General features: G+C 68.0%; 25 protein-coding genes. 20 read left to right on the top strand and 5 right to left on the bottom strand.

All coding sequences use genetic code 11. The features are described 5' to 3' along the window. From AC1DMS_RS24255 to AC1DMS_RS24185, 15 genes are all read left to right on the top strand, one after another. Complete coding sequence (locus AC1DMS_RS24255; RefSeq protein ID WP_062366553.1) at nucleotides 1-1,071, top strand: ABC transporter ATP-binding protein; 1,071 nt, start codon at nucleotides 1-3, stop codon at nucleotides 1,069-1,071. A gap of 145 nt (nucleotides 1,072-1,216) precedes the next feature. Next, nucleotides 1,217-2,107: a carbohydrate ABC transporter permease gene (locus tag AC1DMS_RS24250; RefSeq protein ID WP_018907389.1), complete on the top strand. Its 891-nt coding sequence runs from the start codon at nucleotides 1,217-1,219 to the stop codon at nucleotides 2,105-2,107. Continuing rightward, entirely contained in the window at nucleotides 2,104-2,328 is a 225-nt protein-coding gene (locus AC1DMS_RS24245; RefSeq protein WP_478181887.1) for a hypothetical protein, read from the top strand. The genes AC1DMS_RS24250 and AC1DMS_RS24245 overlap by 4 nt, the downstream gene beginning before the upstream one ends. Beyond that, the gene (locus AC1DMS_RS24240) at nucleotides 2,318-3,130 is read left to right on the top strand and encodes a carbohydrate ABC transporter permease (protein ID WP_018907388.1); all 813 of its coding nucleotides are present in this window, start codon (nucleotides 2,318-2,320) and stop codon (nucleotides 3,128-3,130) included. Before AC1DMS_RS24245 ends, AC1DMS_RS24240 begins: the two co-directional genes overlap by 11 nt. A gap of 15 nt (nucleotides 3,131-3,145) precedes the next feature. Continuing rightward, nucleotides 3,146-3,454: a DUF2160 domain-containing protein gene (locus AC1DMS_RS24235; RefSeq protein ID WP_012748489.1), complete on the top strand. Its 309-nt coding sequence runs from the start codon at nucleotides 3,146-3,148 to the stop codon at nucleotides 3,452-3,454. 114 nt (nucleotides 3,455-3,568) lie between these two features. Further along, nucleotides 3,569-5,302, top strand: a complete 1,734-nt coding sequence (locus AC1DMS_RS24230; protein WP_012748488.1) for an ABC transporter substrate-binding protein — start codon at nucleotides 3,569-3,571, stop codon at nucleotides 5,300-5,302. A 162-nt stretch (nucleotides 5,303-5,464) separates the two neighbouring features. After that, complete coding sequence (locus tag AC1DMS_RS24225; protein WP_062366557.1) at nucleotides 5,465-6,445, top strand: hypothetical protein; 981 nt, start codon at nucleotides 5,465-5,467, stop codon at nucleotides 6,443-6,445. Then, nucleotides 6,435-7,568 (top strand): beta-ketoacyl-ACP synthase III, encoded by a 1,134-nt coding sequence (locus AC1DMS_RS24220; protein WP_436300319.1) that lies wholly within the window; start codon nucleotides 6,435-6,437, stop codon nucleotides 7,566-7,568. The genes AC1DMS_RS24225 and AC1DMS_RS24220 overlap by 11 nt, the downstream gene beginning before the upstream one ends. Nucleotides 7,569-7,570: 2 nt before the next feature. Next, nucleotides 7,571-7,966, top strand: a complete 396-nt coding sequence (locus tag AC1DMS_RS24215; protein ID WP_012748485.1) for a DarG family dialkylresorcinol biosynthesis protein — start codon at nucleotides 7,571-7,573, stop codon at nucleotides 7,964-7,966. Beyond that, nucleotides 7,963-8,943, top strand: coding sequence for a BtrH-related acyltransferase DarH (darH, locus tag AC1DMS_RS24210; RefSeq protein WP_012748484.1), 981 nt, complete (start codon nucleotides 7,963-7,965; stop codon nucleotides 8,941-8,943). The genes AC1DMS_RS24215 and darH overlap by 4 nt, the downstream gene beginning before the upstream one ends. A 338-nt stretch (nucleotides 8,944-9,281) precedes the next feature. Beyond that, entirely contained in the window at nucleotides 9,282-10,190 is a 909-nt protein-coding gene (locus AC1DMS_RS24205) for an ABC transporter ATP-binding protein (RefSeq protein WP_478081384.1), read from the top strand. A gap of 9 nt (nucleotides 10,191-10,199) precedes the next feature. Beyond that, on the top strand, nucleotides 10,200-11,357 hold the full coding sequence (locus tag AC1DMS_RS24200) for an ABC transporter permease (protein WP_478081383.1): 1,158 nt from the start codon (nucleotides 10,200-10,202) through the stop codon (nucleotides 11,355-11,357). Further along, nucleotides 11,354-11,632 carry an acyl carrier protein gene (locus AC1DMS_RS24195; protein WP_278879944.1) on the top strand — a complete coding sequence of 93 codons (279 nt, stop codon included), beginning with the start codon at nucleotides 11,354-11,356 and terminating at the stop codon, nucleotides 11,630-11,632. The genes AC1DMS_RS24200 and AC1DMS_RS24195 overlap by 4 nt, the downstream gene beginning before the upstream one ends. Next, complete coding sequence (locus AC1DMS_RS24190) at nucleotides 11,629-12,708, top strand: beta-ketoacyl synthase N-terminal-like domain-containing protein (RefSeq protein ID WP_478084176.1); 1,080 nt, start codon at nucleotides 11,629-11,631, stop codon at nucleotides 12,706-12,708. Before AC1DMS_RS24195 ends, AC1DMS_RS24190 begins: the two co-directional genes overlap by 4 nt. Next, nucleotides 12,705-13,208, top strand: a complete 504-nt coding sequence (locus AC1DMS_RS24185; protein WP_018907381.1) for a hypothetical protein — start codon at nucleotides 12,705-12,707, stop codon at nucleotides 13,206-13,208. The genes AC1DMS_RS24190 and AC1DMS_RS24185 overlap by 4 nt, the downstream gene beginning before the upstream one ends. Before the next feature lie 31 nt (nucleotides 13,209-13,239). Here the strand turns inward: AC1DMS_RS24185 and AC1DMS_RS24180 are convergent, their stop codons facing one another. Genes AC1DMS_RS24180 through AC1DMS_RS24160 form a run of 5 tightly spaced genes read right to left on the bottom strand, consistent with a single transcriptional unit; the run spans nucleotide 13,240 to nucleotide 19,000 of the window. Beyond that, on the bottom strand, nucleotides 13,240-13,866 hold the full coding sequence (locus tag AC1DMS_RS24180) for an HD domain-containing protein (protein ID WP_062366569.1): 627 nt from the start codon (nucleotides 13,864-13,866) through the stop codon (nucleotides 13,240-13,242). A 4-nt stretch (nucleotides 13,867-13,870) separates the two neighbouring features. Then, the gene (gene mltB / locus AC1DMS_RS24175) at nucleotides 13,871-14,962 is read right to left on the bottom strand and encodes a lytic murein transglycosylase B (RefSeq protein ID WP_478081381.1); all 1,092 of its coding nucleotides are present in this window, start codon (nucleotides 14,960-14,962) and stop codon (nucleotides 13,871-13,873) included. Nucleotides 14,963-15,014: 52 nt separating this feature from the next. After that, the gene (locus AC1DMS_RS24170; protein ID WP_478081380.1) at nucleotides 15,015-17,036 is read right to left on the bottom strand and encodes a transglutaminase TgpA family protein; all 2,022 of its coding nucleotides are present in this window, start codon (nucleotides 17,034-17,036) and stop codon (nucleotides 15,015-15,017) included. 46 nt (nucleotides 17,037-17,082) lie between these two features. Next, nucleotides 17,083-18,054, bottom strand: coding sequence for a DUF58 domain-containing protein (locus tag AC1DMS_RS24165; RefSeq protein WP_478081379.1), 972 nt, complete (start codon nucleotides 18,052-18,054; stop codon nucleotides 17,083-17,085). Nucleotides 18,055-18,079: 25 nt separating this feature from the next. Beyond that, a complete protein-coding gene (locus tag AC1DMS_RS24160; RefSeq protein ID WP_012748474.1) occupies nucleotides 18,080-19,000 on the bottom strand; it encodes an AAA family ATPase in 921 nt (306 codons plus the stop codon). Nucleotides 19,001-19,086: 86 nt separating this feature from the next. Between AC1DMS_RS24160 and AC1DMS_RS24155 the strand changes: the two genes are divergently transcribed. From AC1DMS_RS24155 to AC1DMS_RS24135, 5 genes are all read left to right on the top strand, one after another. Continuing rightward, a complete protein-coding gene (locus tag AC1DMS_RS24155; protein ID WP_478081378.1) occupies nucleotides 19,087-20,040 on the top strand; it encodes a histone deacetylase family protein in 954 nt (317 codons plus the stop codon). Nucleotides 20,041-20,079: 39 nt separating this feature from the next. Next, entirely contained in the window at nucleotides 20,080-21,360 is a 1,281-nt protein-coding gene (locus tag AC1DMS_RS24150; RefSeq protein WP_012748472.1) for a mechanosensitive ion channel family protein, read from the top strand. 139 nt (nucleotides 21,361-21,499) lie between these two features. After that, a complete protein-coding gene (locus tag AC1DMS_RS24145) occupies nucleotides 21,500-22,249 on the top strand; it encodes an electron transfer flavoprotein subunit beta/FixA family protein (protein ID WP_062361769.1) in 750 nt (249 codons plus the stop codon). 76 nt (nucleotides 22,250-22,325) lie between these two features. After that, nucleotides 22,326-23,258 (top strand): electron transfer flavoprotein subunit alpha/FixB family protein, encoded by a 933-nt coding sequence (locus tag AC1DMS_RS24140; protein ID WP_478081377.1) that lies wholly within the window; start codon nucleotides 22,326-22,328, stop codon nucleotides 23,256-23,258. 74 nt (nucleotides 23,259-23,332) lie between these two features. Beyond that, nucleotides 23,333-23,478, top strand: a 146-nt coding sequence (locus tag AC1DMS_RS24135; RefSeq protein WP_478181939.1) for an acyl-CoA dehydrogenase N-terminal domain-containing protein, incomplete at its 3' end; no start/stop codon positions are given.

Below are 23,478 nucleotides of genomic sequence, written 5' to 3'. Positions count from 1 at the left end.
ATGGCACGCATCGATCTCGACCTGGCCCACGCCTACCGCCCCAACCCGAAGCAGGACAGCGACTATGCGCTGCTGCCGCTCAAGATGAGCTTCCGCGACGGCGGCGCGTACGCCTTGCTCGGCCCGTCGGGCTGCGGCAAGACGACCATGCTCAACATCATCTCGGGCCTGCTGGTGCCGTCGCAGGGCACGGTGACCTTCGATGGCCGCGACATGACGCGCGCCACGCCGCAGGAACGCAACATCGCGCAGGTGTTCCAGTTTCCGGTGATCTACGACACCATGACCGTGGCCGAGAACCTCGCGTTTCCGCTGCGCAACCGCAAGGTGCCCGAAGACCAGATCAGGAAGCGCGTGGGCGAGATTGCCGAAATGCTCGACATGAGCGGGCAGCTGAACCAGCGCGCCTCGGGCCTCGCGGCCGATGCCAAGCAGAAGATCTCGCTCGGCCGCGGCCTGGTGCGCAGCGACGTCTCGGCGGTGCTGTTCGACGAGCCGCTGACGGTGATCGATCCGCACCTCAAGTGGCAGCTGCGCCGCAAGCTCAAGCAGATCCACCGCGAGCTCAAGCTCACGCTGATCTACGTCACGCACGACCAGGTCGAGGCGCTCACCTTCGCCGAAGAGGTGGTGGTGATGACGCGCGGCAAGGCCGTGCAGGTGGGCAGCGCCGAGGCGCTGTTCGAGCGGCCGGCGCATACCTTCGTGGGCCACTTCATCGGCTCGCCGGGCATGAACTTTCTTTCGGCGAAGAGCGCGAACGGCGCGCTCGAGGTGGCGGGCACGCCGCTCGTGCCGACGCGCGAACTGCCGCAGGGCGCGCTCAAGATCGGCATCCGGCCCGAGTACCTGCGCCTGTCGAACGCGGGCGCCGCCGGCGCCGTGCCGGCCGTGGTGAAGCAGGTGCAGGACGTCGGCACGCACGCGATGCTGAGCGCCGAGGTCGACGGCGGCGTGGTCAAGGTGCGGCTGCACTCGGACGACCAGCCGCCGGCAGTGGGCGACACCGTGTGGCTGCGGGTGCTCGACACCCACACCTGCTACTACAAGGACGAGGAGCTGGTGGCATGAACACCTTGATCACAGGCAGCGTGGTGCCTTTGCCTTTCTCCCTCCCCTCCCGGGGGAGGGCCGGGGTGGGGGCAAGCGGCGCCTCCATCGGGCGCTCTGCCTGCCCCCATCCCAACCTTCCCCCGCAAGGGGAAGGAGCCAAGCCATGAACGCAACCAACAAGCCCATCAATCAAAAGGCCTGGTGGCTCGTGCTGCCGGTGCTGATCTGCGTGGCCTTCTCGGCCATCGTGCCGCTGATGACGGTGGTCAACTATTCGGTGCAGGACATCATCTCGCCCGACCGGCGCGTGTTCGTCGGCACCGAGTGGTTCGCCTCGGTGATGCGCGACGACGAGCTGCACCAGGCGTTGTGGCGCCAGCTGGGCTTTTCGCTGTCGGTGCTGCTGGTGGAGATTCCGCTGGGCATCTGCCTGGCGCTGTCGATGCCGGCCAAGGGCTGGAAGTCTTCGGCGGTGCTGGTGGTGGTGGCGCTGTCGCTGCTGATTCCCTGGAACGTGGTGGGCACCATCTGGCAGATCTACGGCCGCGCCGACATCGGCCTGCTGGGCCATGCGCTGCAGAAGCTGGGCATCGACTACAACTACACGGGCAGCGCGGCGGACGCGTGGCTCACGGTGCTGGTGATGGACGTGTGGCACTGGACGCCGCTGGTGGCGCTGCTGTGCTTTGCCGGCCTGCGCTCGATTCCCGACGCCTACTACCAGGCCGCGCGCATCGATGGCGCAAGCAAGTTCGCGGTGTTCCGCTACATCCAGCTGCCGAAGATGCGCGGCGTGCTGATGATCGCGGTGCTGCTGCGCTTCATGGACAGCTTCATGATCTACACCGAGCCCTTCGTCCTGACGGGCGGCGGGCCGGGCAACGCCACCACCTTCCTGAGCCAGTACCTCACGCAGAAGGCCGTGGGGCAGTTCGACCTGGGGCCGGCGGCTGCTTTCTCGCTGATCTATTTCCTGATCATCCTGTTGTTCTGCTTCGTGCTCTACAACTGGATGCAGCGGGTGGGGACGCAGGAAGTGGAGGTCGAGAAATGAACAGCCGTTTTTCGGGGCGCGCACCCGCCGACGGGGTACGCGGCGAAGCGAATGTCCCCCGGCCTGCGGCCTCCTCCTTGATTTCGCTGCGCAAGGCACCCCATCAGCGGGAGCGTGATGCGGAGTGGTCGTTGATCAGCGGTACACCAGCCCCGAACGGCAGCGCCAAGAACAACAGCAACAAGAACAAAAACAAATGGAGCAACCGACATGAACGATAAGAGATTCCGCAAACGCAGCATCTTCCTGGTGCTGTACATCCTGTTCGCGCTGCTGCCCATCTACTGGATGGTCAACATGAGCTTCAAGACGAACGAGGAAATCGTCTCGAGCTTCTCGTTCTTTCCACACGAGCTCACCTGGGCCAACTACGCGCGCATCTTCACCGACGAGTCGTGGTACTCGGGCTACATCAACAGCCTGATCTACGTGGCCATCAACACCGTGATCTCGCTCACCGTGGCGCTGCCGGCGGCGTATGCGTTCTCGCGCTATTCGTTCCTCGGCGACAAGCACGTCTTCTTCTGGCTGCTGACCAACCGCATGACCCCGCCCGCGGTGTTCCTGCTGCCGTTCTTCCAGCTCTACAGCACCGTCGGCCTGATGGACACCCACCTGGGCGTGGCGCTCGCGCACCTGCTGTTCAACGTGCCGCTGGCGGTGTGGATTCTCGAAGGCTTCATGAGCGGCATTCCGCGCGAGATCGACGAGACGGCCTACATCGACGGCTATTCGTTCCCGCGCTTCTTCGTGAAGATCTTCCTGCCGCTCATCAAGGCCGGCGTGGGCGTGGCGGCGTTCTTCTGCTTCATGTTCAGCTGGGTCGAGCTGCTGCTCGCGCGCACGCTCACCAGCGTGAACGCCAAGCCCATCGTCGCGACCATGACCCGCACCGTGAGCGCCTCCGGCATGGACTGGGCCACGCTGGCCGCAGCCGGCGTGCTCACCATCGTGCCGGGCGCCATCGTGATCTGGTTCGTGCGTCACTACATCGCAAAAGGCTTTGCGATGGGTCGGGTCTAGGAGGAGGGCGGAAACATGTTCGATTGGATGGTCTGGACCACCCCGGTGGCCGTTTTCTTCATCTGCATCGCGCTCATGCTGGTCGGCATGACGGTGTGGGAGTTCAAGTCGCCCACCACCATGCGGCGCGGCTGGCTGCCGATTGCCACCACGCGCGGCGACCGGCTCTTCATCGGGCTGCTTGCCGCGGCCTATGTGAACCTGGTCTTCATCGGCCTGGCCGGCAAGTTCCAGGAATGGATGAGCCTGGAAGCCGAGCCCTCGATCTGGATCAGCTTCGTGCTGTCGATGGGGCTGCTCGCGCTGGTGATGCGCAAGGGCTGAGCGGCCGAAGATAGCCTGCTTCGTTTTTTTCCACACAGCGTTCCGGCTCTCCGCCTCCCCGGAGCCGTGATCGGACACAACACCGGGGAAGCACCAACCGAGGAGACAATTTTCATGAAGATGCGCTACACGGCATTGGCACTGGCAGCGGCGATGTTCGCCGCGCACGGTGCGGCATCGGCGGGCGAGGCCGAAGCCAAGAAATGGATCGACAGCGAATTCCAGCCATCGACCTTGTCCAAGGACAAGCAGATGGAAGAAATGAAATGGTTCATCGAAGCCGCCAAGAAGCTTCAGGCCAAGGGCGTGAAAGAGGTGTCCGTCGTCTCCGAAACGCTGACCACCCACGAGTACGAATCGAAGACGCTGGCCAAGGCCTTCGAGGAAATTACCGGCATCAAGGTCAAGCACGACCTGATCCAGGAAGGCGACGTGGTCGAGAAGCTGCAGACCTCCATGCAGTCGGGCAAGTCGATCTACGACGGCTGGGTGTCCGACTCCGACCTGATCGGCACGCACTACCGCTACGGCAAGATCATGTCGCTGACCGAGTACATGGGCGGTGCGGGCAAGGAGTACACCAACCCCGGCCTCGACCTGAAGGACTTCATCGGCACCAGCTTCACCACCGCGCCCGACGGCCAGCTCTACCAGCTGCCAGACCAGCAGTTCGCCAACCTCTACTGGTTCCGCGCCGACCTGTTCGCGCGCAAGGACCTGCAGGACAAGTTCAAGGCCAAGTACGGCTACGACCTGGGCGTGCCGCTCAACTGGAGCGCCTACGAGGACATCGCCGAGTTCTTCAGCGTCGACGTGAAGAACATCGACGGCAAGCCGATCTACGGCCACATGGACTACGGCAAGAAGGACCCGTCGCTGGGCTGGCGCTTCACCGATGCGTGGCTTTCGATGGCGGGCGCCGCCGACAAGGGCATTCCCAACGGCATGCCGATCGACGAATGGGGCATCCGCGTGGCCGCGGACAAGTGCACGCCCACGGGCGCGGCCGTCTCGCGCGGCGGCGCCACCAACTCGCCGGCTGCTGTGTACGCGCTCACCAAGTACATCGACTGGATGAAGAAGTACGCGCCCAAGGAAGCCATGGGCATGACCTTCGGCGAATCGGGCCCGGTGCCGGCGCAGGGCCAGATCGCCCAGCAGATCTTCTGGTACACGGCCTTCACGGCCGACATGACCAAGAAGGGCCTGCCGGTCGTGAACGAAGACGGCTCGCCCAAGTGGCGCATGGCCCCCGGCCCGAACGGCCCGTACTGGAAGCAGGGCATGCAGAACGGCTACCAGGACGTGGGCTCGTGGACCTTCTTCAAGGGCCATGACGCCAACAAGACGGCGGCCGCCTGGCTCTACGCGCAGTTCATCACCGCCAAGACCACGTCGCTGAAGAAGTCGATCACCGGCCTGACCTTCATCCGCGACAGCGACATCCGTTCGGACTTCTTCACCCAGAATGCCAACAAGTACGGCGGCCTGATCGAGTTCTACCGCAGCCCGGCGCGCGTGGCCTGGACGCCCACCGGCACCAACGTGCCCGACTACCCAAAGCTCGCGCAGCTCTGGTGGAAGAACGTGGCCGAGGCCGTCACGGGCGAGAAGACCCCGCAGAAGGCCATGGACAACCTGGCCGACGAGATGGACAACGTGATGGCCCGCCTCGAGCGCGCCGGCATGGCCAAGTGCGCGCCCAAGCTCAACCCGAAGGGCGACCCGGCCAAGTACCTGAGCGACGACCACGCGCCCTGGAAGAAGCTGGCCAACGAGAAGCCCAAGGGCGAGACCATCGACTACAACAAGCTGCTGACGGCCTGGAAGGAAGGCAAGGTGCGCTGAGCGGCTGCTTTCCCGCAGACAACAGCGTTCCACGAAGGGCCGCGCCGAAGGGCGCGGCCTTTTTTTGCTCATTCGTGGGGCCGACGCGACGGCATGACCAATGGCAGATGCGCCAGTGCTACGGTTGGCTTACATTCGACGGCCCTCGCCTTGCCCCAGCACGTGAACTCAAGCATTTCCAGCCCCGCCGCGCGCATCAAGCGTGTCCTGGTGATCCACTATTCGCAGACCGGCCAGCTCGGCAGCGTCGCCGAGCAGATCGTCGCGCCGCTCAGGGCCGATCCGGGGATTTCCGTGCATGTCGAAACCCTGCGCCCGCTGGCGGATTTCCCGTTCCCCTGGCCCTTCCTGGCCTTCTTCGACGCGTTCCCGGAGTCGGCCCACATGAAGCCGCCGCCGCTGGCGCCGCTCTCGCTCACGGGTGACGAGCAGTTCGACCTGGTCATCCTGCCCTACCAGGTATGGTTCCTGGCGCCGTCGCAGCCGGTCGTCGCCTTTCTCAAGCATCCGCTGGCCCGGCGCCTGCTCGCGGGCAAGCCGGTGGTCACGGTCATTGCCTGCCGCAACATGTGGCTGCTGGCCCACGAGAAGCTCAAGGGCCTGCTCGACGCGGTGGGCGCGCGCCTGATCGACAACGTGGTGCTCACCGATCCCGGCCCGACGCTCGCCACCTTCTTCACCACGCCGGCCTGGCTGATCTGGGGCCGCAAGCGCGGTTTCTGGGGCATGCCCGACGCGGGCCTGAGCGATGCGCAGATCCGGGGCGCGGGCCGTTTCGGCCGGGCGCTGCGCGAGGCGCTGCACGGCGACCGGGAGCGCGGATCGCAGCCGCTGCTCGCGGGCCTGGGTGCGGTGCAGGCCGATGCGCGGCTTCTCGTGAGCGAAAAGGCCGGCACGCGCAGCTTTTTCCTCTGGGGCAAGCTGATCATGGCGGCGGGCCGGCCCGGCGCCTGGCAGCGCAAGCCGCTGCTGCTGCTCTACGTGGTGTTCCTGCTCGTGCTCATTGTCACGGTCGTGCCGGTGAGCTTGAGCCTGCAGGCGCTGCTGCGGCCGTTGTTCAAGGGGTGGCTGACTAAAATGACGGCGCGCTTCGAACGCCCTTCGGGCTCGGCCACGGACCGTTCTCCCCTTTATGACGACTGAAGTCTTCCTGACCCGCACCGCCGCCTTCCTGCCCTTTTCCCCGGTCAGCAATGAAGACATCGAAGACGTGCTCGGCCGCATCGGCGGCAAGGCCTCGCGCGCGCGGCGGCTGATTCTTCGCAGCAACGGCATCCAGTCGCGCCACTACGCGATCGACCGGGCCACCGGCCGGCTCGCCATGAGCAATGCGCAGCTCACGGCCGAGGCCATCCGGGCGCTCGGCGACATCGGCCCAGTGGATTGCCTCGCCACCGGCACCTCGCTGCCCGACCAGCTCATGCCCAACCACGCGGTGATGGTGCACGGCGAGCTCGGCTGGCCGCGGCTCGAAGTGGTGGCTTGCGCGGGCATCTGCCTGGCGGGCACCACGGCGCTCAAGCACGCCTGGCTCTCGGTGCGCTCGGGCGATGCGCGGCGCGCGGTGGCCACCGGCTCGGAACTGGCCTCGGCCGTGATGCGCGGCTCCAGGTTCGAAGCCGAGCTCGAACACAAGCTCCAGGCGCTCGAGGAGCGGCCCGAACTCGCCTTCGAAAAGGACTTCCTGCGCTGGATGCTTTCCGACGGCGCCGGCGCGGTGCTGCTCGAGCGCGAGCCGCGCGGCCCGCTGTCGCTGCGCGTGGAATGGATCGACCTGTCTTCGGCCGCGCACGAGCTGCCGGTGTGCATGTACGCGGGCGCCGACAAGAACGCCGAAGGCGGGCTCGACGGCTGGGCCCGCACCGATCCCGAAGACTGGCGGCGCGAATCGACCTTTGCCGTCAAGCAGGACGTGCGCCTGCTCAACGAGAACATCGTGCGCGCCACGCTGGGCGAGCCGCTGGCGGCCATCGTCGAGAAGCGCGGCCTGAAGGCGGCGGATGTCGACTGGTTCCTGCCGCACCTGTCGTCCGGCTATTTCGTCGAACCCGTGAGCCGCTGCCTCGAGCAGATGGGCTTTGCCATTCCGCGCGAGCGCTGGTTCAGCAATCTTGCGACCAAGGGCAACACCGGATCGGCATCGCCCTACATCATGCTCGACGAACTGTTCCGTTCGGGCCGCATCAAGCCCGGCCACAAGCTGCTGATGTTCGTGCCCGAAAGCGGCCGCTTCTCGAGCGGCTTCATCTACATGGAAGCCATCTAGCTATGGACCTCGACGCCGTTCCCCAAGAAGGCAACGCCACCCTCGACGGCCACGCCAAGCTCATGTACGCGCGCGACGCGCAGGGCCGCGTGGTCACCACCCGCTCGCGCGGCTGGGAGGCGGAAGAAATCGTCACCAGCCATGCGGTCGACGTGCTCGTCGAACAGGCCCGGGAGGCGAAGGAGCGCGTGGCCCGCGGGCTTGCGTCGCCGCTCGAATACTGGATGTACGAGCGCCGCATGGACGTGGCGCTGCTCTCGCAGACCAGCGGCTTCTGGCAATGGCGCGTGCGGCGCCACCTGAAGCCGAAGCACTTCGCGGCGCTGCCCCAGAAACACCTGGCGCGCTATTCGGAGGCGCTGGGGCTTCCCGTTTCCACCTTGCAGGGCCTGCCGTGAAATTCGAACACCAGCAAGCGGCGCATTGCGAAAGCGGCGTCATCTCGAACCTCATGCGCCACCACGGCGTGCCCATGACGGAGAGCATGGCGCTTGGCCTGTCGTCGGCACTGTCCTTCGCCTACCTGCCGTTCATCAAGCTCTCGGGCCTGCCGCTCATCTCGTACCGCATGCCGCCCAAGGCCATCATCAAGGGCCTGCTGGCGCCGATGGCCGCGCGCTTTCGCTTCGAGACCTTCCGCAGCGCCGAGGCCGGCGCGCAGCGCCTCGATGCGCTGCTCGCGGGCGGGCAGATCGTGGGGCTGCAGACCTCGGTCTACTGGCTGCCGTACTTTCCGCCCAACATGCGCTTCCACTTCAACGCGCACAACCTGCTGGTGTACGGCAAGGACGGCGACGACTACCTGATCAGCGACCCGGTGTTCGAGGAGCCGGTGCGCTGCGCCAGCGCCGATCTTTCGCGAGCGCGCTTCGCCAAGGGCGTGCTCGCGCCCAAGGGCCTCATGTACTACCCGCAGGCCATCGAGCGCAAGACGGTCGATGCGGCGTCGGTGACCAAGGCGATCCGCAAGACGGTGCGCACCATGCTCGCGCCGGTTCCGATCGTCGGCGTGCGCGGCATGCGCACGCTGGCCAGCCGCATGCAGAAGCTGTCGCCGGGCGATCCACGCAGCGTCGACTTCATCGGCCACGTGGTGCGCATGCAGGAAGAAATCGGCACGGGCGGGGCGGGCTTCCGCTTCATCTACGCGGGCTTCCTGCAGGAGGCGGCGCAGCTGCTCGACAAGCCGCAGCTGCAGCAGATGTCCGAGCGGCTGATCTCCATCGGCGACGATTGGCGTGCGTTTGCACTCAAGGCCGCGCGCATGGTGAAGGGCCGCGAGCCGGTCGATCCCGCGGCGCTGGCCGGCAAGCTGCGCGAGCAGGCGCAGCAGGAAGAAACCTTCTTTCGCGACCTCAGGGCCGCTGTTGCCTGAATGGGAGCTTGTTCTTCCATGAGTCGCGTTGGAGGGCATTCGGGGCGCTGCTGTTCAGGGCGGGTGCACAGGCCACCGGGTACTCCCCTCCGCGAATGTCCCCCGCCTTCGGCTCCTCCTTTATTTCGCTGCGGGGAGCACCCGATGCCCTGTGCACCAGGGCACGCTCTGTGTGTATCGCTGATCAACCACCGCTCTGTCCAACGCTCTCGTCGATGGGGTGCCTTGCGCAGCGAAATCAAGGGGGAGGCCGAAGGCCGGAGGACATTCGCGGAGCAAGGTACCCCGTCGGCGGGAGCGCACCCCGAACAGCAGCCTCCCAAACAAGACACCGCCCGATGCTGGAACTGAAGAACCTCGGCCACCGCTATCCGCACGCCGACGCGGCCGCGCTGACCGACGTCTCGCTTGCGGTGCCCCGGGGTTGCGTCATGGGCCTGCTCGGCCCCAACGGCGCGGGCAAGACCACGTTGATTTCGCATCTGTCGGGCGCGCTCGCCGTGCAGTCGGGCGAGATCCTCATCGACGGCCAGCCGCTGCAGCAGGTGCGCGCCAAGGCCCCCACGCGCATCGCCGTGGCGCCGCAGGACCAGGCCTTCTATCCGATGCTCACCGTGGCCGAGAACCTCGCATGCTTTGCCGCGGCGGGTGGCCTGGACGGCGCGCGCAAGAAGGCGCGCATCGAGGCCTGCACGCACTTTGCGCAGCTCGAACAGTTTGTCGGCGTGCGCGCCGAGCGGCTCTCGGGCGGCCTCAAGCGCCGCCTCAACCTGGCCATCGCGCTGCTGCCCGAGCCCGAGCTGATGCTGTTCGACGAGCCCACGGTGGGCGTCGATCCGCAGTCGCGCGCCTTCATTCTCGATGCCATCAAGAGCCTGGCGCAGCAGGGCGCGGCGGTGATCTATGCCTCGCACTACATGGAAGAGATCGAGGCCATTGCCGATCGCGTGGCCATCCTCGACCATGGCCGCGTGCTGCGCGAAGGCTCGCTCGAGCAACTGCTGTCCAAGAGCGCCATGCTGCTCACGCTGGCCGCCGACGGGCTCGACGCGCAGAAGCTCTCGCGCTTCGGCACGGTGGAGCAGGGCGGCGTGCACTGGCGCATTCACCTGCGCGAAGGCACCGGGCCTGGCCCCGTGCTGCAGGCGCTGGAAGCCGAAGGCATCGAGGTGCGCCACGCCGAGTTCGGCCGCCACGATCTCGAGCAGCTCTTCATGGCGCTCACCCATCGCTCGCTGCGCGACTGAAGAAGCACCATGCTCCTCGCGCTCATCAAGAAGGAACTGCTCGCACTCGTGCGCGACATGCACGGGCTGGCGGCGCTGTTCCTGATGCCGATGGTCTTCATCGTGCTGATGTCGCTCACGTTGAAGGACATCTACCGCCCGCCGCTGGCCGAACTGAGCTATGCGGTCGACCGGCGCGACACCGAGACACCCGCGCAATGGCTGCAGCAGATCTGGCAGCGCAGCCACGGCGCGCCCAGGGCGCTCGATGCCGACTGGCAGGCGCAGCTGCGAAGCGGTGCGCTCAAGTACGTGATCGTGCTGGAGCCCGGACTGTCGGCGGAGCTCGAATCGGCCGCGCTGTCGACCAAGGCCCACATCCGGCTTCTGACGGACCCGGGCATCGACGCCAACCTGTTCAACGCGCTGCGCGCCGAGCTCGTCGGGGCGTCCGGCGAACTGAAGGCGCGCCTGGCGCTCGCGGTGCCCGGCACCTCGGGCCCGCCGCCGGGTGCCTCGATCCAGGCGCTGGTGAACGCCGAGCGCTTTGCCACCGCCGGCCCGCGGCCCACTTCGGTGCAGCAGAACGTGCCCGCGTGGCTGGTGTTCGGCATGTTCTTCGTGGTTGCTTCGCTCTCCAGCCTGTTCGTGCAGGAACGCAGCTCGGGTGCGCTGGGCCGGCTGCGCAGCCTGGGCGTGTCGCGCGTCATGCTGCTGATGTCGAAGGCGCTGCCCTACCTGGGCGTCAACGCGCTGCAGGCCGTACTGATGCTGGCCGCCGGCATCTGGCTGATGCCGCTGATCGGCGGCGACGCGCTTTCGCTCGCGGGCATCCATTGGGGCGCGCTGGTGCTGGCGCTGGCGGCCGTGAGCCTGGCCGCGGTGAGCCTCTCGCTGGCACTGGCCTGCGCGGTGCGCAGCCATGCGCAGGCCGCCACCATCGGGCCGATGGTCAACGTGCTGATGGCGGCGGCGGGCGGCATCATGGTGCCCAAGTTCGTGATGCCGGGCTTCATGCAGCGGCTGGTCGAGATCTCGCCAATGAACTGGGGGCTGGAGGCGCTGCTCACCGTGCTGCTGCGCGGCGGCGGCGTGGCCGAGACGCTGCCGCAGGTCGGCCGGCTCGTGGTGTTTGCGGCGGCCATGTTCCTTCTCGCCGTCTTTCTGTTTCGCAGGCGCGCATCGTGACCACCCATTTCCATTCCGCTGAATTCATCGCCAGCCTGAAGGCCATGGTGCTCGAGGCCGTCGAAAAGGACGCGCCGCCGGGCGGCCTTGGCGACGACGAGCCGCTGTTCGGGCCCGAGGCCCGGCTCGACCTCGATTCGCTCGACGCGCTGCAGGTGTCGATGACGATCCAGCAGCGCTTCGGCGTGCGCATGCCCGACAGCAAGGAAACGCGCCGCGCGCTCACTTCCATCGTCCATCTGGCGGACCACCTGGTGCAAGCGGGCAAGGCATGAGCGTCAGGAGCGTGTACCTTGCCGGCATGGGCCTGGCCTGCACGCTGGGCAACGATCTTCCGACCGCCGTGGAGGCCCTGGCACGCGGCGGCGTTCCGCCTGTACCGGTCGCGGTTTCGGAAGGCGTGCAGTGGCCGGTCCACATGCTGCCGCCGCAGGAAGGCGACTGGCGGCAGCGGCTCGCGCGCGTCGTGCGCGGCGTGGCCGCACAGGCGTACGAAGGAACAGCGGCAGCGCGGTCCGGGCCGCTCTTCGTCGCATCGTCCTCGCTGGACATCGGCGGCATGGAGCACACGGTGCAGGACCTGCGGCTCGGCGGCGACCTGCAGGACTTTGCGGGCCTCGTGGCCGCTGCGCTCGACTGGCAGGGGCCGGTCTTCACCATCTCCACGGCCTGCACCTCGGCGCTCAATGCGGTGCTCGCGGCTTGCGACCTGATCCGAGGCGGCCAGGCCGACGAGGCGCTGGTGATCGGCGCCGAGCTCGGCAACCGCTTCACGGTGGCCGGCTTCGGCGCGATGCAGCTGCTCTCGCCGGATGGCGCGCGGCCTTTCGGCGCCGGGCGCAACGGGCTGGTGCTCGGCGAGGCGGTGGCCGCATTGCGGCTCGGTTCGCGCGCGGCGCGCTGGCGCATTGCGGGCGGGGCCAACGTGGTCGATGGGCGCAATCCCTCGGGCACCGAGGCCAGCGCGGTGCTTGCGATGTGCCATCAAGCGTTGGCGCAGAGCGGGCTGCGGCCGCAGGACATCGGCCTGGTCAAGGTGCAGGCCGCGGGCAGCCCGGCCAACGATGCGATCGAGGCGCTGGCCTTGAAGCAGGTCTTCGATCCGCTGCCGCCGCTGGTGTCGCTCAAGTCGGCGATCGGCCACACGCTGGGCGCCTCGGGGGCCGCCGAGCTGGTCTTGCTCGTTGCCTGCATCGAGAGTGGCGTGTGGCCGTCCGCTGGCTATGCCATCGACGATGAACTCGGCATTGCGCTGAGCACGCAGGCGCCGGCCGGGCTGCGCAACATCCTCTTCAACGTGGTCGGGTTCGGCGGCGGGCACGCCTCGCTGGTGCTGGAGGATGGCCGATGAACGCCGGTTCCGCCCCCGCATGGCGCACCGTCGCCCACTTCGCGGCCGATCCGCTGCCTGTTGACTGGCGCGACCAGCTCGCGCACCGGCTCGGCCGGCGGCCGCGGCGCGTCGGGCTCTGGACCGAGCTTGCGATGTTCGGGGCCCGGCAGTGCCTCGATGCCGCGGGCGAGGCGGCCTTGCCCGCGGGGGCCCGCCTGCGTGTATCGAGCCTGCGCGGCGCCTGGGGCGCGACGCATGCGGGCCTGGCGCAGCTCGACGCCGGCATGCTGATGCCGTTCACCTTCATGCAGGGCCAGCCTGCGCTGATGCTGGCGGAGGTCGGCCGCTGCCTCGAATGGCAGGGCGACGCGAGCTTTGCGCTGTGCCGCGATCCGCAGCAGTTGCTGCAGCTCTCGAAGCTGGGCGCCGCAAGCGCCGGCTTGCTGGTCGGCGTGGTGGAAGAGGAGCGCAATGGCGAGAAGCCGCGCTCCGAATGGTGGCGGCTGGTGCCGGCCTGAAGCACCGCAAAGCCGCTCCGGAACCGGGCGATCAGGCCAGCGCCGCGATCGACCGTGCCAGGTTGGCGCGGGCCCTTGCCTCCAGCAGCGCGTGCATTCGCGGCGTGGCGTAGATCGCCTCGCGCGCAAGAAAGCGCTGCAGGATCGCGCGGCGGCGCGGCCGGCGTACCTCGTCGGGCACGAAGGCATATTCGGCATGCACCTGCCGTTCGTATTCGTCGAAGCGCGCAGGATCCGCGCCAAGGATCGACAGGTCGATGTCGACCAGCAGTTCGGCGTCGCGGCCTTCGGGCACGGCATCGTGGCGCGTGGCCATCACGAGGGCATGCACGCGTTCGGCGGCGTCGGACGGAGCACCGGCCGAGACGATGGCGCTGCGCGCCCAATCGGCGCTGCGTGCCTCGTTGTCGTGCGCATGCACGTCGTAGACCGCGTCGTGGAACCACAGCGCGAGCGCCACTTCACCGGGGTGCTCGGCCGCTTCCTTCTCGCGCTCGAACCAGGCCAGGCATTCGCCGAGGTGCTGCAGCGTGTGGTAGTGGCGCTGCGGCTCGCCGTAGCGGCGCTGCAGCTCGATGCCGAGCGCCTCGTCGGCAGCGGCCACGCCCAGCGCGCGCCAGGCAGCGTTCCAGTGGTTCCGCAGTGCCTCGGGCGCCATCGGGCTATGGCTCCATGGCGGCCTTGACCTCCTGGCCGAGGTCGAGCACCGACATCGCGTAGTAGCTGCTCCAGTTGTAGCGCGTGATCACGTAGAAGTTGCGCGTGCCGGCCACATAGGTCGGCGGCGCGTCGGCGCCGTTCTGCAGTTCGATCAGTGCGAGCAGGCCCTTGTGGCGCAGGCCCTCGCCTTCGGGCACCGCACCGGCCGCCACGAAGCTGTCGGTGCTGAAGCTCGGCAGGATGTCGGGCGCCAGCAGCAGCGCCTTCTTGAGGCGGGCCTCCTCGAAATGCACCGGGTAGGTCGCGGGCATGCCGGGCGTCCAGCCGAAGGCCTTGAAGTAGTTGGCCACCGAACCGATCACGTCGGCGGGGTTGTCGACGAGGTCGATGCGGCCGTCGCCGTCGAAGTCGACCGCGTACTTGGCGATGCTGCTGGGCATGAACTGCGGCATGCCCATGGCGCCCGCATAGCTGCCCACGGGCAGCAGGGGGTTGTCGGCTGTGCGGCTTTCGGTGCTCAGGAAGCTCTCGAGCTCGCCGCGGAAGAAGGCTTCGCGCTCGGCCGCGCGCGGATGGGCCTGCGGAAAGTCGAACGACAGCGTGGCCAGTGCATCGATCACGCGGAAGCTGCCCATGTTGCGGCCGTAGATGGTCTCCACGCCGACGATGCCCACGATGATCTCGGCCGGCACGCCATACATCGCCTCTGCGCGCGCGAGCGTGCCGGCGTTGCTGCGCCAGAAGCGCACGCCGGCGGCGATGCGCGTCGCGTCGATGAAGCGGCTGCGGTAGGCCTGCCAGTTCTTCACCGTGCCGGCCGGGCCCGGCAGCATCAGGCGCGGCACGTTCGGCAAGAAGCGCGCGCTGCCGATGGTGGCGCGCACCCATTCGCGGTCGAGGCCGCGGCGCTCGGCCACCTCGTCGGCAAAGCGCATGGCGTCGTCGCGCGTGGCGTAGGGCGTGCTGCCGGCCACGGTTTTCACGCTGCGGGCGCTGGGAGCTTTCTGGGCCTGCGCCCCGATGGACCCTGCGCAGCAGGCGGCGAGGAGGGCGACGGCGGCGGCGCGGCGCGGTGCGGGAAGAAAAAATCGCATGGCGCCGATTGTGCCGTTCGCACGAGCCCGGCTCGGCGGGACGCGTGCGGCCTCAGCGCCGCGCGGTGGGCGCGGCCGGCCAGTCCAGGCGCCGGAACTCGGCCCGCAGCGCCGCGAGCGAAGCCGGCGAGGCCGGGGCGTAGCGCTGGGCTTCGAGCTTCAGCAGCCATTCGCGCACGGCCTGTGCCGCCGGGCCGAAGCGCGCCTCGGCCTGGGCGGCCATCTGGCGCGGCGGCGCGGTGTCGGGCAGCTGGAGCCCGGCCTTGGCGAGGCGTGCGCGTGCCTGGCCGAGCAGGCGCAGCCACGGGTCGTGCTGGCTGCGCTCCCACAGGGTCCATGCCGCGCCGGCAAGGCTTGCGCCCACCAGCAGGTAGAGCAGCACGTAGGCCAGGTCCTCGAGGCTCGGCGCGTTGAAGCCGATGCTCTTGAGCAGGTTGAGCTGGCGGCTTTGCGTGTAGTTGAGCACCCACTGGTTCCAGCCGTTGTTCACTGCCTCCCAGGCGGCGCGCAGGTTCTGCGCCAGCGTGGGGCTCATCGCGCCGATGGCGCCGGCGAACAGGCCCGGCTGCGGCACCAGCCGCTGCAGCTGGCCGACCCGCCCCGGCGACACCGCGCCCGTGGGATCGACGCGCACCCAGCCGGTGCCGTCTTCCCAGACTTCGGCCCAGGCGTGCGCATCGCTCTGGCGCAGGACCCAGTAGTTGTCGACGCTGTTGAGTTCGCCGCCCTGGTAGCCGGTCACGATGCGCGCCGGAATGCCCGCCGCGCGCATCAGCACCACGAAGGCCGAGGCGATGTGTTCGCAGAAGCCCTCCTTGCGGTCGAACCAGAACTCGTCGGCCGTGTCGTTGCCGTAGACGCCGGGCTCCAGCGTGTAGCTGTAGCCGCCGGTGCGCAGCCGCTGCAGTGCGGCGCGGATGAAGGCCTGGGTGCCGCCGCTGGCCAGCGCGGGCTGGGCGCGCATTTCCGCGGCGAGCGCGGCGGTGCGCGGGTTCGATCCGGGCGGCAGCGCGAGGTAGGGCCGCAGCGCGGCCGTCTGCCGCAGCGGGCCGCTGTGGAACTGGGTGTAGCTCTCGGCGCGGTAGCGCACGAGATCGGAGATGGGGCGGTTCGCCACCCATTGCAGGTCGGGCGTGCCCGTGACTTCATAGCCGGGCGCCTGCGGTGCGGTGGGCGCCGCATCGAGCGTGAGCAGCCAGGGGCGGTGGTTGGGCTCGAGCGTGACCTCGTAGCGCACCGGCGGGCCGCTGGTGCGCAGGTTGCCCGATGGCGGCGCGCCGCGCGCCCAGGACGGCAGCGCGCTCCACTCGCGCCCGTCGAACTGCGCGAGCACCGGACCGCGGAAATACAGCTGGCTCTGCGGCGGCGCGCGGTTGTCGTCGAACTTGATGCGCGCCGCAATGCTGCCGTCGAGCGCGAGTTCGGCAATGGTGCCCACGCGCATGGTGTTCGACAGGCCCGTGCGTCCGGCCATCGCATCGGCGGGCGTGCCCCACAGCGGCGCAAAGCGCGGAAACAGCAGGAACAGCGCGAGCATGATCGGCGCGCCCGCCAGGGCCATCCAGCTGGCGGTGCGCGCGGCCTGCATCAATGGCGGCTTGCCCACCGGCATGTGCGCATTGACCAGCGCGGTGAGCAGGCCCAGCAGCGCCAGCAGCATGGCGACCGCGGTCATCAGCGACTGCGAGTAGAAGAAGTTCGTGAGCATCGCGAAGAAGCCCAGGAAGAAGATGACGAAGGCGTCGCGGCGCGCGCGCAGCTCCAGCGTCTTGAGCGCGAGCAGGATCACGATCAGCGTGACCCCGGCGTCGCGCCCCAGCAGGGTGCGGTGGGTGGCGAAGGTGGCGGCCAGCGCCAGCACCAGCAGGCCCACGCGCGCCCACTTGCCCGGCAGCGGACGGGCCTCCACGGCGAGCGTGCTGCGCCACACCAGCACCATCGCCGTGATGGCGGTGCACCACCAGGGCAGGTTCGCGGCCTGCGGCAGCACGATGAGCGCGATCACCGCAAGCAGGAACAGCGTGTCCCGGGCGTCCCGTGGCAGCGCCGAGATCTCGCGCATGAACTTGTTCATGTGCGCGGCTCCCGGCCTGGAGAAGAACGAGCGGAGTTCGGATGATTCAACATAGCGCCAGCGCCTCCAGGCAGGCTCTTCGGTGGGCTTCGCCCTGCGAGGGCTGCACCACGCGCGCGGCCACGCGGATGCCGTAGTCCACGCCCAGGCGGTCCGCCATCAGCACCCAGGCGCACAGCCGCGACACCCGGGCTTCGGTGTCGGCCAGCTGGGTGGCCTGGGCGTCGAGCCACAGTTCTTCGCGCTGCGTCTGCTGCGTGTCGCGGCTCACCAGGTCTTCGGAGCCGGTGGCTTGCGCGCGGGCCGCCTTCTTCCAGACCACGAGCTTGAGCGGATCGCCACGCCGGTAGGCACGGAGGCCGTCGTATTCGCCGGCGGCCTGGGCGCGCAGGGCGGCCGACGTGGCGGCCGGGCCCGACAGCGGCTCGCCCGGCGGCAGCGGCGGCGGATGCGCCTCGGGCGCGGGATAGACCAGCATCTTCGCGGCCGGGCGCCACACCGTCCAGACGCGGAAGGTGCCAAGCGGAAAGCGCGTTTCGGCGGTGAGCGTGGGCACTGGATGGAGCCCACGCCGCTCGGGCTTGAAGGCGATCTCGACGGTGGCGCTGCCCTCGGCCGGGACGTCGGTCCAGGCCCACTGGCCGCTGCCGCGAACGGCCATGCCGATGCCGTAGCGCACGCTGCGCCGCGTGTTGTGCAGCACCACGCGAAAGACCGCGGCGGCGCCCGCATAGTGCGCCTCCGGCGCCATCATGTGCATGGCCAGGCCGCGTAGCGTGGCGTGGCTCACGTGCATGCCCACGGCCACGCTGCCCGCGAGCAGGAAGGTCAGCAGGTAGCCGAGGTTGAGCTGGTAGTTGATCGACGCGATCAGCAGCACCAGCAGCGTGGCGCCCAGCGTCCAGCCGGCGCGCGTGGGCACGATGTAGACGTTGCGCTGCGTGAGCTCGAGCGTGTCCGAAGGCGGCCGGCGCGACAGGAACCAGCCGTCCATGCGCGAGCGTAGCGACGCGATCATCGGCGGCCGGCGGGCGTGCTTGTTTTCACGGCAGCGGCACGTCCGCGATCATCGCGCGCACCTGCTCCACCGCGCCCCGGCCCGCGTCGCCCACCGGCGTGAGGCGGTGCGCAATGGTCTGCGGCAGGATCGACTGCACGTCGTCGGGCGCAACATAGTTGCGGTTGGCCAGCAGCGCCTGCGCCTTGGCGGCGCGCAGCACGGCAATGCCGGCGCGCGGCGAGAGGCCCTGCAGGAACCAGCGGCCGGAGCGCGTGGCCGCGATCAGGTCCTGCACGTAGTTCAGCAGCGGCTCGGCCGCATGCACCTGCTGCACGCGCTGCTGCAGCGCCGTGAGCTCGCCGGCTGTCAGGAGCGCGGGCAGGGTGGCCAGCATTTCGCGGCGGTCGGCGCCCGAGAGCAGCTCGCGTTCGGCGGCGCGGTCGGGGTAGCCCAGCGAGATGCGCATGAGGAAGCGGTCGAGCTGCGATTCGGGCAGCGCGAAGGTGCCGAGCTGGTCCTGCGGGTTCTGCGTGGCAATCACGAAGAAGGGCGTGGGCAGCGGCCGCGTCTCGCCTTCGATGGTGACCTGCTTTTCTTCCATGGCCTCGAGCAGCGCGCTCTGCGTCTTGGGGCTGGCGCGGTTGATTTCGTCCGCCAGCAGCACCTGCGCGAAGATCGGCCCGGGGTGGAAGACGAAGGCCTGCTGGCCCCGGTCGTAGATGGCCACGCCCGAGAGGTCGCCCGGCATCAGGTCGGCAGTGAATTGCACGCGGGAAAACTGCAGCCCGAAGGTGTGCGACAGCGCATGGGCGAGGGTGGTCTTGCCGACGCCCGGCACATCCTCGATCAGCAGGTGCCCGCCCGCGAGCAGGCAGGCCACGCAGTCGCGCACCTGGGGCTCCTTGCCCACGATCACCGTGTTAAGCTGACTCAGCAAAGTGGCAAGCTTCGCAGCAACGTCCATATTTGTATCCATATGCAAACGATACCGTAAGACTGCGCGGCCCCATGCCGTGTGAGGTCTAGATACGACAGAGACACGGCAAACACATGGGCAAGACCGGCTACTTCACACATCGCGATTGCTGGAAGCACGACATGGGCCGGGGCCATCCCGAATGTCCCGAACGGCTCGACGCCATCGAGGACAGGCTGCTGCTCACCGGCGTGGGCGATGCCCTCGAACACCGCGACGTGCCGCTGGCCACCCTGGCCCAGATCACCCGCGCACACAGCGAGGCGCACCTCGAACACCTTGAATCGCTGCACCAGCGCCTGGTGGCCGACGAGCCGGCCGGCGGCCCCCGCCATGCGCAGCTCGACCCCGACACCATTTTGAACCGCTTCACCCTGCTGGCTGCGCGCCGCGCCGCCGGCGCCGCCATTGCTGCCACCGACGCGGTGATGGCGGGCGAGGTCGACAACGCGTTCTGCTCGGTGCGCCCGCCCGGGCACCACGCCTGCTATGAACAGGCCATGGGCTTCTGCTTCCTCAACAACGTGGCCATTGCGGCGCGGCATGCGCTCGAGGTGCACGGGCTGGAGCGCGTGGCCATCGTCGATTTCGACGTGCACCATGGCAACGGCACCGAGAACATCCTGTCGAACGATCCGCGCGTGCTGATGGTGGGCTTCTTCCAGCATCCGTTCTATCCGTACAGCGGCACCGATCACCCGGCCTCCAACATGCTCAACCTGCCGATCCCGGCCTACACCAGGGGCATGGACGTGCGCGAGCTGATCGAGGCCGCCTGGATGCCCCGGCTCGAGGAATTCGCGCCCGAGATGATCTTCGTGAGCGCGGGCTTCGACGCCCACCGCGAGGACGACCTGGGCCAGCTCGGCCTCACCGAGAACGACTTCGCCTGGATCACCGGCCGCGTGCGGGACGTCGCGCAGCGCCATGCGCAGGGCCGCATCGTCTCGATGCTCGAAGGGGGCTACAACCTGGACGCCCTCGCGCGCAGCGTCGAAGCCCATATCCGCGTCCTTGCCGATCTGTAGAGCCGCCGGCGCACATGCCGCGCCCTGTTTTTCCAAGAGATGAATTTCAACGATTTCACACAACGCCTGGGCCAGGTCGACGCACGCGGCCTGGGCATCGAGCTGGCGGCACTGGTCGCCTGCGTGGTCCTGGCCTGGGTGGCCACCCGCTGGTTCGGGCGCGACCAGCCGAAGGATTCCATCTGGTTCGGCGAGCGCACCTTCGACGGGCTCTTGTTCCCGCTGCTGGCGCTGGTCTTCGCCGAGCTGGCCCGGCGCCTGGTGAGCGGCTACCAGCCCGTACTGGTGCTGCGCATCGGGGTGTCGGTGTTCCTGTCGCTGGCGGTCATCCGGCTGTTCGCGCGCGTGATGCGGGCGGTCTTTCCGGCCTCCAACCTGGTGCGGCTGCTGGAGCGAACGATCTCGTGGCTCGCCTGGATGGCCGCCATCCTCTGGATCGTCGGGCTGCTGCCGCCGGTGCTGGCCGAGCTCGACGGCATCACGCTGGCCTTCGGCAAGACGAGCGTCAGCCTGCAGACCATCATCCAGGGCGTGCTGTCGGCCGGGCTGGTGCTGGTGATCGCGCTGTGGATTGCCGCCACCATCGAGAAGCGCATCCTGCGCGAAGCCGTGACCGACCTGTCGATGCGCAAGGTGGCCTCGAACGCGGTGCGCGCCATCCTGCTGCTGGTGGGCCTGCTGTTCGCGCTGTCGGCGGTGGGGGTCGACCTCACGGCGCTCTCGGTGCTGGGCGGCGCGCTGGGCGTAGGCCTGGGCTTCGGGCTGCAGAAGCTGGCGGCCAACTACGTGAGCGGCTTCGTGATCTTGCTGGAGCGCTCCATCCGCATCGGCGACAACGTCAAGGTCGACACCTTCGAGGGCCGCATCACCGACATCAAGACCCGCTACACGCTCATCCGCGCGGGCAACGGGCGCGAGGCCATCGTGCCGAACGAGTCGCTCATCACCAGCCGCGTCGAGAACCTCTCGATGGCGGACCGCAAGTTCAACATCACGACCAGCATCGTGGTGGGCTACGACAGCGACGTGGCGCAGGTGCAGGCCATCCTGTGCGCGGCGGCCAAGGCCCAGGCCCGGGTGATGACCGACCCCGAGCCCGTGACCTATCTCGCCAGCTTCGCGCCCGACGGGCTGGAGTTCACGCTGAACTTCTGGGTGGCCGACCCTGACAAGGGCAAGGACAACGTGCGCTCGGCCATCAACATCGCCATTCTCGAGGGCCTGCGCAGCGCGGGCGTGGACATTCCCTATCCGCAGCGCGTGCTGCGGGTGGAGTCGCTGCCGCCGGGCGTTTCCGCCACGCGCGAGGCTGCCGTATAATCACGAAAAAGCACGGTCGTTCTTTTTTGTTGCACGGCGGTGCCAAGTCGCCATGGGCGCAGGTGCGGCAAAGGCCGGACCCTAAAATGACCGGCTGCCCTCGAAGCCCCCTTTTTGCAATCCCAATGGAGTCAAGTCAATGAAGGTTCTAGTGCCTGTCAAACGGGTCGTCGATTACAACGTCAAGGTGCGCGTGAAGAGCGACGGCACCGGAGTGGACATTGCCAACGTCAAGATGAGCATGAACCCCTTCGACGAGATCGCCGTGGAAGAAGCCGTGCGCCTGAAGGAAAAGGGCGTGGTCACTGAAGTGATCGCCGTCTCCTGCGGCGACGCCAAGTGCCAGGAAACCCTGCGCACCGCCATGGCCATCGGTGCCGACCGCGGCATCCTGGTCGAGACCACCGAAGAGCTGCAGCCGCTGGCCGTCGCCAAGCTGCTGAAGGCCCTGGTCGACAAGGAACAGCCCCAGCTGATCATCCTGGGCAAGCAGGCCATCGACGACGACGCCAACCAGACCGGCCAGATGCTCGCCGCGCTGGCCGACCTGCCGCAAGCCACCTTTGCCTCCAAGGTCGAAGTGGCCGACGGCAAGGCCACCGTCACGCGCGAAGTCGACGGCGGCCTGGAGACCATCACGCTCAGCCTGCCGGCCGTCATCACGACCGACCTGCGCCTGAACGAGCCGCGCTACGTCACCTTGCCCAACATCATGAAGGCCAAGAAGAAGCAGCTCGACACCTTCAAGCCCGAAGACCTTGGCGTGGACGTGAAGCCGCGCCTGAAGACCCTCAAGGTCAGCGAGCCGCCCAAGCGCGGCGCCGGCATCAAGGTGCCTGATGTTGCAACGCTGGTGGACAAACTGAAGAACGAAGCGAAGGTAATTTGAAGGCATTGCGGGACAGACCGCAGTGGCGAAGCCGCAAGCTCTGTCCCCAACTGATCAAGATTTTTTGGAACAAAAAATGACCGCACTTGTTATTGCCGAACACGACCACGCGACCGTCAAGCCCGCGACCCTCAACACCGTGACCGCGGCGCTCGCCTGCGGCGGCGACGTCCATGTGCTCGTGGCCGGTGCCAATGCCGCCGAAGCCGGCAAGGCCGCCGCGCAGATCGTGGGCGTCAGCAAAGTCATCGTGGCCGACAGCCCGTCGCTCGCAGAAAACCTGGCCGAGAACGTCGCCGCCCAGGTGCTCGCCATCGCTGCCAACTACAGCCACATCCTGTTCCCCTCGACTGCCAACGGCAAGAACGTCGCGCCGCGCGTGGCCGCCAAGCTCGACGTGGCGCAGATCAGCGACATCACCAAGGTCGAGAGCCCCGACACCTTCGAGCGCCCGATCTACGCCGGCAACGCCATCGCCACCGTGCAGAGCGCAGACCCGATCAAGGTGATCACCGTGCGCACCACCGGCTTCGACGCCGCAGCCGCCACCGGTGGCAGCGCAAGCGTTGAAACGGCCGAAGGCGTGGCCGATTCGGGCAAGTCCAGCTTCGTGGGCCGCGAAGTCACCAAGAGCGACCGCCCCGAACTCACCGCCGCCAAGATCATCGTCTCGGGCGGCCGGGCCCTGGGCAGCGCCGAGAAGTTCACCGAAGTGATGACGCCCTTGGCCGACAAGCTCAACGCGGGCCTGGGCGCGAGCCGCGCCGCGGTCGATGCGGGCTACGCCCCCAACGACTGGCAGGTGGGCCAGACCGGCAAGATCGTCGCGCCGCAGTTGTACATCGCAGCCGGCATCTCGGGCGCGATCCAGCATCTGGCCGGCATGAAGGACTCCAAGGTGATCGTGGCGATCAACAAGGACGAAGAGGCGCCGATCTTCTCGGTGGCCGACTACGGCCTGGTGGCTGACCTGTTCACGGCGGTGCCGGAACTGGTGAAGGCGCTCTGACGCGATTGCCGCACTGAGCCGGAGGGCATCGTTCGCGATGCCCTTTTCGTATCCGCTGTATCTGGAGACAAGAGATGAGCTACACCGCCCCCCTCAAGGACATGCTGTTCGACATCGAGCACCTGGCCAACATCGGCGAGATCGCCAGGCTGCCGGGCTTCGAGGACGCCGGCCTCGAAACCGCGCAGGCCGTGCTCKAGGAATGCGCGCGCTTCAACCA

This window comes from Variovorax sp. 05T418 (genome assembly GCF_056396385.1).
The sequence above is the reverse complement of the archived record's forward strand: the minus strand, read 5'-3'. Positions and strand labels throughout refer to the sequence as shown.